We start from the raw sequence: 14,572 nt of genomic DNA on the forward strand, positions 1-14,572 counted from the left end.
ATTCTATCTAAGACAAACTCATACTTTGATGAGATTCATTAATTTTATTAAAAGCAAAAAGAACACGAATAACCGCTACAATCTGTGCAAATCTTCTTACAATTGGTTGTGGAATCTCGTATAATCCGCGGTCGATATTCTCGGGCTCCTCCGAATCAATGATGACTACGTTCTTAATTTGAGAACACGACGTCTGTGAAGACGACATATTTTAGGTAGATAAATGAGCGAAAAATTACAGAAAGTTCTTGCACGCGCAGGTCACGGCTCTCGTCGCGAACTAGAAGCGATGATCAAAGCTGGTCGCGTGAGTGTAAATGGTGTGGTTGCAAAACTAGGTGAGCGCCTAGAGGACGAAGATGCAGTAATCCGTATCGATGGCCATACTGTGAACGCGAAAGAAGAAAATGAAGTGATTTGTCGAGTATTAGCTTACTACAAGCCTGAAGGTGAGCTATGTACCCGTCACGATCCTGAAGGTCGTCGTACCGTATTTGATCGTCTGCCTAAAATCCGCGGTTCTCGCTGGATCTCTGTTGGTCGTCTAGATGCGAACACTTCTGGTTTATTGCTTTTCACTACTGATGGTGAACTTGCTAACCGTCTAATGCACCCAAGCCGCCAAGTTGAGCGTGAGTACCTAGTGCGTGTATTCGGTGAAGTGAACGAGCAGAAAGTGAAAAACGTGACTCGTGGCGTTGAGCTTGAAGATGGTATGGCTCGTTTTGAAGACGTTGTGTATGCGGGTGGTGAAGGCATGAACCACACGTTCTACGTTGTAATCAACGAAGGCCGTAACCGTGAGGTTCGCCGCCTATGGGAATCTCAAGAGACAACAGTAAGTCGCCTTAAACGTGTTCGCTACGGTGATATCTACCTAGAGAAGTCACTGCCTCGTGGTGGTTGGATGGAGCTGAACCTCAAAGACGTGAACTACCTGCGTGAGCTTGTAGAACTGCGCCCAGAGAAGAACACAATGTTAGACTTGAATAAGGACAACACTTCTCGTAAACGTGAACGCTCGCGTCACCAAAAAATCCGTCGCGCAGTTAAGCGTCACGAAGAGCGCGTATCGACACCAAAGGGTCGTAGTAATAACCCAGCACGCCGCAAGCCAAAGAAAGCAGCAGGCGAACAAAGTGCTCGCAATAAGACTCGTCGTTAATACGACGATTTAAATGAACAATTGAAAAGGGCTGATGTTTTCTTGTAAACATCAGCCCTTTTTGTATCTGTGAGCTCACTTTTCGTTGACAGCAGATTCGATATTACCCAATCTTTCTCTAGCTCTCTAGCTCTCTAGCTCTCTAGCTCTCTAGCTCTCTAGCTCTCTAGCTCTCTAGCTCTCTAGCTCTCTAGCTCTCTAGCTCTCTAGCTCTCTAGCCACTCACTTATGATTTGAGAAGTTATCACCCTTTGCCAATCGGTCATAAAGCACTACGTTAACCGCGGCTGCTAAATTCATACAGCCATTCGTTGGTACGTAGATTGTCTCACGACAAAAGTCGGTGATCTCTTTCTTGAGGGTGCCGTCTTCTGGCCCAAAGATATAAAACGCTCGTGGTGGGTGCTTGTACTCTGGCAGCGGCTTTGCCCCTTCTATGAGGTCTACGGCCACAGGTACACAACCAACAGGTATAATATCCTTTAGATCTTCGACCCCTATTAATGGCAAGGCAAGGTGCTGCTCTTTCGTATCTGTTTGGAACTGTCGCGCATGGTCATAACGAGTACCTGTATAAAATACAGAGTTTGCACCGTAGCAACCGGCAGCTCGCATTACAGAACCAACATTTTCCGGAGTTTTTGGGTTTACCAACCCAACACACGCATACCCTTTTGACTGGGTATCTGTTTTCGCTTTAGTCATTGTCGAGCTCGATTAGTCACGCTTCCAAAGCATGTGGCAGAATTTATGGTCTGGGTCGCGGCTGATTAGCATGCGTGCAAACACATCATCGAGCACATCATCTTCTTCGTTCACTAAACCAATACGAACTTCTGCATAAGTTTCTTTGTCGACTTCAAAACCCACGTGTTCCACCCAGTCATCACCGGTTTCTACCAGCTCAGCTGCACCACGATCTTCAAATTGTGCAGTAAAAAGGATTACGTCTGCTGCTTCTAGGTTGTCAGGAGCCATCTCTAAGAAGATGTCATATGCTGCGTCAATTACGTCGTCGTAAGAGATTAAATCTGTCATGGTATGAGCCTTATAAGTTTGGATGAACAAAAAATGGGGCTTAATGCCCCATTTATCAAGTCGTAAGTTCCTTAAGTTCTGTAATTAGAGGTCGGGAATTATGCACGGCTCATGTATTTACGCTCAGCGGTGTTGATCACTACTTTGTCGCCAGTTGCGATGTACTCAGGTACTTGAACTGTCAGGCCTGTAGCGAAGCGAGCTGGTTTAGTACGAGCAGACGCTGATGCACCCTTGATCGAAGGGTCAGTTTCTTCGATAACAAGCTCAACAGAAGAAGGTAGCTCAAGTGTTGCAGCGTTGCCATCGATTAGGATTGCGTACATACCCTGAGTCTCTTCATTGATGAACAGTAGCTCTTCTTCGATAGCCTGAGCTGTGAAGATGTATTGCGTGTAATCTTCGTTGTCCATGAAGATGTATTCTTCGCCATCTACGTAAGAGAACATCACAGCACGCTTTGTGACGTCGATAGTCTCAACGATTTCATCTGCCTTAAAGCGAACTTCAGCTTTAGTACCCGTTGCAACGTCGCTGCCACGGAAACGGTAAATTTTTTGGCCACCGCGACCACCAGGAGTGGTGATTTCGATGTCTTTAACTAGAAGAGTTTTGCCATCAACGTCGATAGCAAAGCCTTTTTTGATTTCACTTGCTCTAGGCATTGTCGATATCCTTAAATGAATCGGGATTTTAGTGCGGCATATTATGCATTGGGATAAAATAATTTCATAGCAAGAAACCTTTTTGAGTTAACAAAAAATACTTTTAGAAGGTAAACTAGCTGAGCGCTCCTTTGTTCTTGACTTTACAAACGATTCTTCTCTATGTACCAACCAATTATCGACCCTAACGCACCCTTCCAGCCTGACTATGAACCGGTTGTTCAAGACCTGGTTTGCTTCTTACGTGGTGGTGTTGGAAAAAATCTCCATAGTATCTATGTCTATGGCAGTGTTGCTAACAAAGCAGCAAAAAAAGGGTTATCGAATATTGATGTTGTCGTTGTGACTCAAAAGGGTGATATCGAGAATCGCGCGACGGTCTTAAATAGTATCAAGTGGCGATTCAAGCAAAGCTTTCCATTTGTAAGAGATATCTCTTTGCAGGTGACTGATGTTGAAACGGTTACCGACCTCGAAAATATTTTTGTTTGGGGCTTTCTACTTCGGCACTTGGCGGTGTGTGTTCACGGTGAAAACCTTGGCGAGTGTTTTGGCGATTTCGAAACGAACTGGGAAATTGCCAAAAACTGGAATATGGATGTCGAAGATTGGATTGCGGTTTATCGGCAAAAGATAGCAGCGGCCAAAACCATAAACGAACAGATCTTTCTTCAATCTACGATAGCCAAGAAGCTTCTGCGCGCTAGTTACTCTTTAATCATGTATAAAGATAAGCGTTGGTTTAATCATCCCGTAGCTTGTGGGCGAGCTTTCTTGCATTACCATCCAGAGAAGCAGATTGAGATTGATCGTCTAGGTATTCTGTTCTCTGGAAAACCGGTACCCAAGCGTTCAGTGATTGGTTTTATCGATAGCTACGGTGCTTGGCTAGTTAAAGCCTACAAGAAAACTGAGTTTCGAATAGGCTAGACCCTCAAGTAAGTAAAAGGTTTTAAAATAACCCTAATTGAGGGGCGCTCAAGTCATCAAAGTTTAACACCACAAATGGCAAGATCGCTTCTGCAATAGGACGAAGCTGTTTATCAATATAGTGTTGGTAGTCGATTGGACTCTGCTGATACTCTTTTGGTTCCGGGCCATTTACGGTGATGACATACTCAATTCGTCCTTTGTTCTGATATTGCAAAGGGCGACCTAGCTTTTGATTCATCTCATCAGCCATTCTTGCTGCTCTTACTTGCGGCGGAATGTTTTTTTGGTATTCATGCAGTTTTCTTCGCAGGCGTTTTTGGTAGATCAAATCATCGTCATATAGGCCAGATGAAGTGTTCTCGACAAATTCACGCACGTAATCATCAGGTCTTTGACCATGAAAAACCATGTCATACAGGGTCTGTTGGAATTTTTGTGAAAGGGGAGTCCAGTCGGTGCGAGCACTCTCCAATCCTTTAAAGATGATTTTTTCACTACTCCCTTCACCAATAAGACCGGCATAGCGCTTTTTCGAGCCCGTTTCGGAGCCACGTATGGTCGGCATCAAGAATCGTCGGTAATGGGTTTCGTACTCAAGTTCTAGAATCGAAGTAAGGTTGAACTTCTCTTTGAGGTGATGGTTCCACCATGCGTTGATATCTTTGACGAGCGACTGTCCGATCTCATCGGCCTGTTGCTGAGAGTAATCCCCATTGAGAGAGACAAAGGTCGAATCTGTATCGCCATAAATCACCTGGTAACCCTTTTGTTCAATCAGCTTTTTGGTTTGCTTCATGATTTCATGGCCACGCATGGTGATTGAAGAAGCAAGGCGTGTGTCGAAGAAACGACAACCCGACGAGCCCAGAACTCCGTAAAACGAGTTCATTATGATTTTTATCGCTTGTGAGAAGGCCTTTTCGTTGTTTTTCTTTGCTACATCACGAGCCGCCCACAATGATTCGATCATTTCCGGTAGGAAATGCTTAGAACGATGGAATTGGGCGCCACGGAAACCGGGAACGGCTTGTTTGGGTTTATTGCCTATTTCTAATTTTAGTCCTTCGACGAGTCCCATTGGATCGATCAAGAAAGAACGAATAATAGATGGATAAAGAGACTTAAAGTCGAGTACCAATACTGAACCATATAGTCCCGGGATGGAGTCCATTACATAGCCTCCTGGACTTGCAAGCCAATTCTCTGGTTCTAAGTTTGGTGCTATGTACCCAGCACGATGCAGTTGAGGAAGGTAGAGGTTTGTGAAAGCCGCGACAGAGCCACCAATGCGATCGAGCTCAACCCCCGTCAATCGTGTGCGCTCAATGGCAAACTCCAGCATGTGGGTTAGCTCGAAGATGCGAGTGACTAGCTTACAATCTTGCAGATTGTACTTTGCTAGTGACGGTTTATCTTCGAAGAACATTCGATTGATTTCATCCATGCGGTCATGGACGTTGTGGATTTCTTTACCTTCACCGAGCAGCTCTTGTGAAACGAATTCAAGTGACCAAGAGCGGAAAGTGTAGGTTGCGGTTTTCAGTGTATCAATACCATCAAGTACGACTCGACCAGGAATGGTGATAAAGCCTTGTTGAGAAATATTTGAGGAACGAAAGAAACTTGTTTGCCCACCTCGCCCAATACGTAAGGCGAGTTTGTGTACTTCAGCGCGCTTGTGTAGCAGACGAAAATCAAAGTCGATCACGTTCCAGCCAATTAACACATCTGGGTCATACTCTTGTATCCAATCAACAAATGCAGCTAGTAAGGCCTTTTCATTGGCAACCCACTGGATGGTTGTTTCTGCTACTTCAGGCTCCCCAACCATAATGACTCGACTGTCTATTTGACTGTCAATGCCGATGGAGTAAAGGACACCTTTTTCAGAGCACTCAATATCAATCGATGCCATTGTAAGATTTGGTGTGTAATCTGCTTTACGACATTTCACTTGTTGCCAGGCTGTATGATGCTTCTTTTGTGTTGCATGGCCTGTAAACTCTATGCCGCCTTGAATAAAGCGTTCCATCAGATAACGATCGGTGAGTTTTATGTCAGATTCGTAGTGAGGAACGCCGGAGACATCAAGCAACTGCATTGCTACTTGTCTTACTTTGACCGAAGGGAAGTAACAAGCAGCCACACTGTTTTGTTGGAAATCTTTAAGCTCGAGTGGCTTGACGTTGCATTGAACTTGTTGGGCTTGAAACAGACGAGTTGCTTCTTCGACATGAGCCTGTTCGATAAAGAGAATCGATTGCTCTCCGCCAATGACCAACTGGTGCACACCTGAGTGGTTTTTTACCCATAGGTGGATATCCGTTGTGTTACCGTTCTCTTTGGTCTGACGGGTGAGAACAAAGCCTTGCTCAATATTCAATATGGCTACTCAGTCTGTTTTGCTTAGTTATGTGAGATTTTACCAAACCCTAGCAAAGAAGGAACATATCGATGAAGTTGTTTATCTATGCTACCTGTTGCTTTTTAAGCAGTTAACCGCCTATATTCCACACGAATAGAGATTGCTGTTGTAATTGCTCGAACTATATGAGATTTTAACCAAGCAGTCTCTTGCCTCCCTTATTAATTAATTGAAATATTAAGAAATTCAGGGAGATGTGATTAATGTAGACAAATAGTTTAATTAAGAATTTGCTAAAGTTTGCATTTGGGCACATATTTGATGTACGCATTTTATGACAAAGTGCGGTAATATAGGCAACCATGCTGTTATCCACTAACCTAGTGGGTGCAGAGCCAAGAAATTAGTGTGGAGATACAAGTTTGATAAATGTTTTCCTTGTAGATGATCACGAGCTGGTTCGCACAGGGATACGACGTATTATTGAAGACGTCCGTGGAATGAACGTAGCAGGGGAAGCTGAAAGCGGTGAAGATGCAGTAAAATGGTGTCGTAGCAATCATGCAGATGTCATTTTGATGGATATGAATATGCCGGGTATTGGTGGTTTAGAAGCTACCAAGAAGATCCTGCGTTTAAATCCTGACGTTAAGATTATCGTCCTAACCATTCATACGGAAAACCCTTTTCCGACGAAGGTCATGCAGGCGGGTGCAGCCGGTTATTTAACCAAAGGCGCCGGCCCGGATGAAATGGTTAATGCAATTCGTATGGTGAACAGTGGCCAGCGTTACATTTCGCCAGAGATTGCGCAACAAATGGCACTGAGTCAATTTTCATCGGCGTCTGAAAATCCGTTCAAGGAACTTTCAGAACGTGAATTGCAAATCATGATGATGATTACCAAAGGACAAAAGGTTACTGATATTTCAGAGCAATTGAGCCTGAGTCCAAAGACAGTCAATAGTTACCGTTACCGCTTGTTTAGTAAGTTAGACATTAGCGGTGATGTTGAGCTAACACACCTTGCTATTCGTCATGGCATGCTAGACACGGAAACACTCTAAACAGAGTATTTTGTGTTTGATTCTAAAAGTTTTCTAAAAACGGTTACCGACCAACCCGGCGTTTATCGAATGTATAACGCCGAGTCGGTCGTCATTTATGTTGGCAAAGCCAAAGACCTCAAGAAACGCCTTTCTAGCTACTTTCGCAAGAATCTCGATAGTGAAAAAACAAAAGCGTTAGTCAGCAATATCGATAAGATTGATGTTACGGTAACGCATACCGAGACAGAAGCACTAATCCTTGAGCACAACTACATTAAGCAGTACTTACCTAAGTACAATGTGTTGTTGCGTGATGATAAATCTTATCCGTATATCTTTCTAAGTCAGCATCAGCACCCTCGTTTGTCCATGCATCGTGGCGCGAAGAGACGAAAAGGGGAATATTTCGGGCCTTATCCAGATTCTGGTGCGGTGCGAGAAACGCTTCATCTGATCCAAAAGATCTTTCCCGTAAGGCAGTGTGAAGATACTGTCTATGCAAACCGCACCCGACCGTGTCTGATGTATCAAATTGGCCGCTGTGCGGGCCCTTGTGTCAGCAGCGTAATTTCCAGTGAAGAGTATGAAGAGCTAGTTAGCTACGTGCGTTTGTTCTTGCAGGGTAAAGATAAGCAAGTGGTCGAAACCCTAGTCGAGAAGATGGATGTCGCCAGCCGGACACTCAAGTTTGAGGAGGCGGCTAAGTTCAGAGATCAGATCCAAGCGATTCGTCGCATACAAGAGCAGCAGTTCGTTTCTGAAGACTCTAATGATGATATGGACGTATTGGGCTTTGCTCAAGAGAGTGGCGTCGCCTGTATCCACATTCTGATGATTCGTCAGGGTAAGGTATTAGGTAGCCGAAGTCATTTTCCTAAGATCCCACATAATACGACTCGTCAAGAGGTGTTTGATAGCTTCTTGAGTCAGTATTACCTTGCACATAGTGAAACGAGAACGTTACCGAGCCGATTGGTCTTAAACGATGGCCTATTAGACGATGTGACACCCATTCAACAAGCGATCAGTGATTTGCTTGGGCGAAAGGTGAACATTCATATTGCACCAACGGGAAGCCGTGGTCGTTACCTTAAACTCTCAAACACCAACGCTCTGACGGCTATTACCACCAAGATCAACCACAAAATGACCATCTCACAGCGCTTTAAAGAGTTGAGAGAAACCATGGGATTGGAATCGATCTCCCGTATGGAGTGTTTTGATATCTCACACACCATGGGGGAAAGCACCATTGCTTCTTGTGTAGTGTTCAATCATGAAGGGCCGGTTAAGCAAGAGTATCGTCGTTACAACATCACAGGCATTACTGGTGGTGATGACTATGCAGCGATGGGGCAGGTGTTAGAACGTCGTTACTCCAAGCAACTGGATGTTGAGAAGATTCCAGACATTATCTTTATCGATGGGGGGAAAGGGCAGTTAAACCGAGCGATAGAGATAATTTCTAAGTACTGGGATGATTGGCCTGTGAGACCTAGATTGGTCGGTATTGCCAAAGGCGTTACTCGTAAACCAGGCTTAGAAACGCTGATCACCGCAGAAGGCGATGAGTTCCATTTACCCAGTGACGCACCAGCGCTGCATTTGATCCAGCATATACGAGATGAAAGTCATAATCATGCCATTGCCGGACACAGAGCGAAACGAGGTAAAACGAGAAGAACGAGTGCTTTAGAAGGCATTGAAGGTATCGGACCTAAGCGTCGACAAGCCTTACTCAAATACATGGGTGGTTTACAAGAGTTAAAGCGAGCAAGTGTTGAAGATATAAGCAAAGTTCCCGGAATTAGCTTTTCTTTAGCAGAAAAGATTCATTCGGCGTTGAAAGAATAGGAAAAATACCGCACCATTAGCGCGCAGTATAAAAAGAGCCCAAAACTATGCGTTTTACTATACCTAATATTTTGACCATGCTACGCCTCGTACTCATACCTGTATGTGTTGTGGTGTTCTATCTTCCATACTCATGGGCACCATTTGCGGCGGCAATGGTATTCTGGGTAGCCGGTTTTACTGATTGGCTCGACGGTATGCTTGCTCGCAAGCTAGGTCAAACCTCGCGTTTTGGTGCTTTCCTTGACCCTGTGGCGGATAAAGTCATGGTGGCGACGGCACTCCTGCTAATTACCGACCATTACCACTCGATTTGGATAACTATCCCAGCTATCACTATGATTGGTCGAGAGATTATCATTTCAGCGCTGCGAGAGTGGATGGCTGAAATTGGCAAACGAGCGAGCGTTGCGGTTTCTTGGGTAGGTAAGTGGAAAACGGCTGCACAGATGTTTGCGCTTTGGGTTCTGATTTGGCGCTATGACGAGTGGATGGTTTGGGTTGGTTATGCCGCACTATACATCGCAACCTTCCTAACATATTGGTCAATGTACCAATATTTGAAAGCAGCAAAAGATGATTTGCTAGAAAGTGATTAAAGAAAAACGAGCTTCGGCTCGTTTTTTTGTTTTTGCGCACAGCGTCGGCAATGTGTATGTTGGTAAGTATGCTTGTGTATAAGGCTATAGAGAGTGTTTTTTCAACATACGGGTTACTAAAATAGCTAAAAAGGCGGTCTTTGCTGCAAAAACAAGCAAACGATTTAAAATATCAAAAAATAGTATTGACTCATTTCGGCGATTCCGTAAAATGCCTCCCCGTAGTCAAGAGCAACGCAAGAAATTGCAAAGCAAGTTGACGATAGAGATGGCGCCTTGGCAGAGTGGCTATGCAGCGGATTGCAAATCCGTGGACCTCGGTTCGACTCCGGGAGGCGCCTCCATTCTCTACTTTATCTTAGAGAATATGCGACACTAGCTCAGCTGGTAGAGCGCAACCTTGCCAAGGTTGAGGTCACGAGTTCGAACCTCGTGTGTCGCTCCAAATTTTAAGATAGCGATTCCCCAAAAAGGGTCGATATCAAGGATGGTGTCTCCATCACAAATTTTAGATTTGTGTGCCCTGGTGGTGGAATTGGTAGACACAAGGGATTTAAAATCCCTCGGCGTTCGCGCTGTGCCGGTTCAAGTCCGGCCCGGGGCACCATCTAAGTCTAAACAGATTAATGCGACACTAGCTCAGCTGGTAGAGCGCAACCTTGCCAAGGTTGAGGTCACGAGTTCGAACCTCGTGTGTCGCTCCAAATCGGAAAAGCTCATCAGAAATGATGAGCTTTTTTCGTATCTGCTAGGTTGATATTTTAAAGAAGTAGAACGATCTGCGTCCTGTAGAAGTTTAGGATTCAGTTTCTTTCATGCTGACTGTATCAGTTCAAGTTCTGCCCGGGGCATCATCTAAACCTTTTTATGCGACACTAGCTCAGTTGGTAGAGCGCAACCTTGCCAAGGTTGAGGTCACGCCTGATGCCTTGAAGATCGGGAACCTCGTGTGTCGCTCCAAATCGGAAAAGCTCATCAGAAATGATGAGCTTTTTTCGTATCTGCTAGGTTGGTATTTTAAAGAAGTAGAACGATCTGCGTCCTGTAGAAGTTTAGGATTCAGTTTCTTTCATGCTGACTGTATCAGTTCAAGTTCTGCCCGGGGCATCATCTAAACCTTTTTTATGCGACACTAGCTCAGTTGGTAGAGCGCAACCTTGCCAAGGTTGAGGTCACGCCTGATGCCTTGAAGATCGGGAACCTCGTGTGTCGCTCTAAATCGGAAAAGCTCATCAGAAATGATGAGCTTTTTTCGTATCTGCTAGGTTGATATTTTAAAGAAGTAGAACGATCTGCGTCCTGTAGAAGTTTAGGATTCAGTTTCTTTCATGCTGACTGTATCAGTTCAAGTTCTGCCCGGGGCATCATCTAAACCTTTTTTATGCGACACTAGCTCAGTTGGTAGAGCGCAACCTTGCCAAGGTTGAGGTCACGTCTGATGCCTTGAAGATCGGGAACCTCGTGTGTCGCTCCAAATTGAAAAAGCTCATCAGAAATGATGAGCTTTTTTCGTTTTAACGCTCTCAAAAATCACTCCAGCCCTTTTGAAACATCTCCTAATAGAAATCGTTGATAACATTGGCAATAAAATTGCCAATACAGACCATTGTATGGTAGATTCCCGCCCAATCTCGGAGTGAGTTTTCTATTAGTAGAAGCTTCTGGGGGATACGCGTGGTTTTCGACTAAGCTGACGAAGAACACGTAGGGTAGGTATCGATAAACCAATTATCGATAGACGGGATACTAATGTCGACAAGACTCGGCATGTTAATGGGAAACCCAACATTGAAATCAACACATCAACATAAATTCAACAGCCTTCTTCTACCTAAGTGTCCGGTATTGCGTACTCGCTGCATTACCGAGCCTTGATCGACCCTATTTATTTCGCACATTAATTTAGCGCGGCTTTTCGCGTCTGGATTTCGTGCATCTAATACTCCCTGTCTATGGAGGGAGTGCCTATGGAACAAATAAATTACGATCAATGGAACCATTATGAGCACTATGATTGAGCTGGGTAGCTCGTTTGCTTCAACTTTTTCAACACAAGTCCCAATTGTTGAGGGGCTGTACGACTTAACCCCTGATGCACTGTTACAAGAACAACAAGATAATGAATCGGCAGTGCGCTCTTATCCTCGCCGTCTTCCTATTGCGATCAAACAGGCGCATGGCTGTTTGGTAGAAGACACACGCGGCCAATTATTCTTAGATTGCCTTGCGGGCGCAGGAACACTGGCTTTGGGGTATAACAACCCTGAGATCAACCAAGCGCTTAAAGAGCAGCTTGATGCAGGCCTACCATATCAAACGCTCGACATTTCTACACCAGCAAAAGCGAACTTCACCAAAGCGGTAAAAGCATTTCTACCAAAAGAACTGAGTGAAGACAGTGTGATTCAATTCTGTGGCCCATCAGGCGCAGATGCGGTCGAAGCTGCAATCAAACTCGCCAAACAAACCACAGGTCGCAATACCATGTTTGCCTTCCGTGGCGCATACCATGGTATGACCAACGGCACGATGGGCATGATGGGCAACCTAGGCACTAAAGCTCGCCGTACAGGCTTGATGTCTGACGTGCACTTTATGCCTTTCCCTTATAGCCTACGCTGTCCATTCGGGCTAGGTGGTGATGAAGGTGCAAAAGCGAGCATTCGCTACATTGAACGCCTGCTTGCCGACGATGAAGCGGGTATTATGAAGCCTGCGGCAATCGTAGTAGAGCCAGTTCAGGGTGAGGGCGGCGTAATTCCTGCTCCGGCTTTCTGGCTGCGTGAACTTCGTCGTATTTGTGACGAGCACGATATCTTACTAATTCTTGACGAAATTCAATGTGGTGTGGGTAAAACCGGTCATCGGTTTGCGTTTGAAGAAGCAGGCATCATTCCTGATGTACTGTGTCTTTCAAAAGCGATTGGTGGCGGCATGCCGATGTCACTGCTAGTGATTAAAAAATCTCATGATACGTGGAATCCAGGTGAGCATACTGGTACGTTCCGTGGTAATCAGCTTGCGATGGTATCGGGTGCTAAAGCACTAGAAATCATTGAACGTGATAACCTCGTAGAGCACGCCCAAAACGCCGGTGATTACCTACGCAAAGGTCTAGAAACCCTGCAACAGCGAGTGAACTGTATTGCAGAGGTTCGTGGTAAAGGCTTAATGCTAGGCGTTGAGGTGAAATCGACATCTGGCGAAAAAAACAAGTTTGGTGAGCCACTAGCCGATGGTGAGTTAACGCTTGCGATTCAGCGTGCTGCGCTTGAACGTGGTTTGATGGTAGAAAAAGGTGGCCGTGATGGTTCAGTTCTACGCTTCCTACCACCTATGATCATTTCTTATGAGCAAATCGACTTCGCACTAAAAGTGATTGAAGAGGCTATGATTGCCTCTGGTGCAAGCTATGTGGATCATCAAGAGCAGCCATCTTGGTCTAAGCATTTTATCCATACTGGCGAAACGGGTGCTGATGAAATGGCTGCGGTTCTGCACCATACCGCAGAATCATTGCGAGATGTGTTCAATCACGTGGATAAGCCGTACTCTGGCATGAATCCACAGGAGCTTGAAGCCGCAATCAATCAAGTTGATTTAGATAATCAACAAACCTCTTTGAAAGAAGTGGTCGACAGCACATCAGAGCTTGTTGTTAAGAACGCTATCTTTACTCAACACCCAGACTGTATTGCCCATTTGCATACGCCACCATTAATGCCTTCAGTTGCCGCTGAAATGATCATTGGTGCACTGAACCAATCGATGGATTCGTGGGATCAAGCATCGTCAGCGACCTACGTAGAGCAGAAAGTCGTAGATTGGCTATGTGAGCGTTACGAACTGGGTAGCAAGGCGGATGGAATCTTCACCAGTGGTGGCACGCAAAGCAACCAAATGGGCTTAATGCTGGCTCGCGATTGGGCGGCAGATACGATCTCTGGTCACTCAATTCAAAAGCTAGGCCTTCCTGATTACGCGGATAAACTGCGTATCATCTGTTCTGATAAATCGCACTTTACCGTTCAGAAGTCAGCATCTTGGATGGGCTTGGGTGAGAAGGCTGTGACGACCGTTGCGACGAACCCTAACGGCACGATGAAATCAGAGCTACTGCAGATCACCATTGAAGAGATGAAGTCTGAAGGGCTTATCCCATTCGCGATCGTTGGCACAGCAGGCACAACCGATCACGGTGCGATTGATGACCTTGAAGCAATTGCAGATATTGCTGACAGCAATAACCTGTGGATGCACGTAGACGGGGCCTACGGTGGTGCGCTTATTCTAAGTAGCCAAAAAGCTCGACTAAAAGGTGTTGAGCGTGCTCATTCCGTCAGTGTCGACTTCCACAAGCTGTTCTATCAAACAATCAGTTGTGGTTCGCTTCTAGTGAAAGATAAAGCGAACTTCAAATACCTTCTACATCATGCGGATTACCTAAATCGTGAGCATGATGAACTCCCGAATTTGGTCGACAAGTCGATTGCAACCACCAAGCGATTTGATGCGCTTAAGGTCTTCATGACCATGCAATCGGTAGGACCAAAAGCATTAGGTGAGATGTACGATCACCTACTCGCGCAAACCTTTGAGGTGGCTGACCTTATTCGTCACCATTCGGACTTTGAATTACTGGCAGAACCGAGTCTGTCTACGGTTCTGTTCCGTTTAAAATCCGTTCGCGCTAAAAATGTGTCACAGGACCTTGATACACTAAACCAAACACTAAGAATTGAAGCGCTGACGCGTGGCGTAGCAGTTCTAGGTGAAACCGTTGTTGATGGAAAAACAGCGCTTAAATTTACGATTCTAAATCCTTGTCTTACACTTAAAGACTTTGAATCTTTGCTTTCTAAAATCAACAAGCTAGCGGCTGAGCTAGCAGAATAAAGGTAACG

Annotated in this window: 10 protein-coding genes and 7 tRNA genes; 13 read left to right on the top strand and 4 right to left on the bottom strand. The window is 45.1% G+C overall.

Annotated elements, in window-relative coordinates; translation table 11 throughout:
• Positions 1-223: 223 nt before the first annotated feature.
• Entirely contained in the window at positions 224-1,165 is a 942-nt protein-coding gene (gene rluB, locus DPF91_RS11550; RefSeq protein ID WP_117234597.1) for a 23S rRNA pseudouridine(2605) synthase RluB, read from the top strand.
• A gap of 222 nt (positions 1,166-1,387) precedes the next feature.
• Here the strand turns inward: rluB and DPF91_RS11555 are convergent, their stop codons facing one another.
• From DPF91_RS11555 to efpL, 3 genes are all read right to left on the bottom strand, one after another.
• On the bottom strand, positions 1,388-1,870 hold the full coding sequence (locus DPF91_RS11555) for an RNA methyltransferase (RefSeq protein ID WP_117234598.1): 483 nt from the start codon (positions 1,868-1,870) through the stop codon (positions 1,388-1,390).
• Between the two features lie 12 nt (positions 1,871-1,882).
• Positions 1,883-2,203, bottom strand: a complete 321-nt coding sequence (locus DPF91_RS11560) for an HI1450 family dsDNA-mimic protein (protein ID WP_117234599.1) — start codon at positions 2,201-2,203, stop codon at positions 1,883-1,885.
• Between the two features lie 98 nt (positions 2,204-2,301).
• Complete coding sequence (efpL, locus tag DPF91_RS11565; protein ID WP_117234600.1) at positions 2,302-2,868, bottom strand: elongation factor P-like protein EfpL; 567 nt, start codon at positions 2,866-2,868, stop codon at positions 2,302-2,304.
• A 162-nt stretch (positions 2,869-3,030) separates the two neighbouring features.
• On the opposite strand from efpL, the gene DPF91_RS11570 reads away from it, so the two are divergent.
• On the top strand, positions 3,031-3,798 hold the full coding sequence (locus tag DPF91_RS11570) for a nucleotidyltransferase domain-containing protein (protein WP_117234601.1): 768 nt from the start codon (positions 3,031-3,033) through the stop codon (positions 3,796-3,798).
• 22 nt (positions 3,799-3,820) lie between these two features.
• On the opposite strand, the gene DPF91_RS11575 is transcribed toward DPF91_RS11570, so the two are convergent.
• Positions 3,821-6,184 (bottom strand): DNA polymerase II, encoded by a 2,364-nt coding sequence (locus DPF91_RS11575; protein ID WP_117234602.1) that lies wholly within the window; start codon positions 6,182-6,184, stop codon positions 3,821-3,823.
• A gap of 404 nt (positions 6,185-6,588) precedes the next feature.
• Here DPF91_RS11575 and uvrY point away from each other — a divergent pair, with 404 nt between their 5' ends.
• From uvrY to DPF91_RS11625, 11 genes are all read left to right on the top strand, one after another.
• Entirely contained in the window at positions 6,589-7,233 is a 645-nt protein-coding gene (gene uvrY / locus DPF91_RS11580) for a UvrY/SirA/GacA family response regulator transcription factor (protein ID WP_117234603.1), read from the top strand.
• Positions 7,234-7,245: 12 nt separating this feature from the next.
• The gene (gene uvrC, locus DPF91_RS11585) at positions 7,246-9,069 is read left to right on the top strand and encodes an excinuclease ABC subunit UvrC (protein ID WP_117234604.1); all 1,824 of its coding nucleotides are present in this window, start codon (positions 7,246-7,248) and stop codon (positions 9,067-9,069) included.
• Between the two features lie 47 nt (positions 9,070-9,116).
• Positions 9,117-9,668, top strand: a complete 552-nt coding sequence (pgsA, locus tag DPF91_RS11590) for a CDP-diacylglycerol--glycerol-3-phosphate 3-phosphatidyltransferase (protein ID WP_117234605.1) — start codon at positions 9,117-9,119, stop codon at positions 9,666-9,668.
• 270 nt (positions 9,669-9,938) lie between these two features.
• Positions 9,939-10,012: transfer RNA gene (locus DPF91_RS11595), tRNA-Cys, on the top strand.
• A 25-nt stretch (positions 10,013-10,037) separates the two neighbouring features.
• Positions 10,038-10,113, top strand: a tRNA-Gly gene (locus DPF91_RS11600).
• A 75-nt stretch (positions 10,114-10,188) separates the two neighbouring features.
• A tRNA-Leu gene (locus DPF91_RS11605) sits at positions 10,189-10,275 on the top strand.
• 21 nt (positions 10,276-10,296) lie between these two features.
• Positions 10,297-10,372, top strand: a tRNA-Gly gene (locus DPF91_RS11610).
• Between the two features lie 165 nt (positions 10,373-10,537).
• Positions 10,538-10,628, top strand: a tRNA-Gly gene (locus DPF91_RS11615).
• Positions 10,629-10,794: 166 nt separating this feature from the next.
• Positions 10,795-10,882 (top strand) — tRNA-Gly (locus tag DPF91_RS22080).
• Between the two features lie 169 nt (positions 10,883-11,051).
• A tRNA-Gly gene (locus tag DPF91_RS11620) sits at positions 11,052-11,142 on the top strand.
• Between the two features lie 527 nt (positions 11,143-11,669).
• Positions 11,670-14,564 (top strand): pyridoxal phosphate-dependent class III aminotransferase, encoded by a 2,895-nt coding sequence (locus DPF91_RS11625; protein ID WP_117234606.1) that lies wholly within the window; start codon positions 11,670-11,672, stop codon positions 14,562-14,564.
• Positions 14,565-14,572: the final 8 nt, after the last annotated feature.

It is taken from the genome of Vibrio maerlii (assembly GCF_003415655.1).
Taxonomy (GTDB): Bacteria; Pseudomonadota; Gammaproteobacteria; order Enterobacterales; family Vibrionaceae; genus Vibrio; species Vibrio maerlii.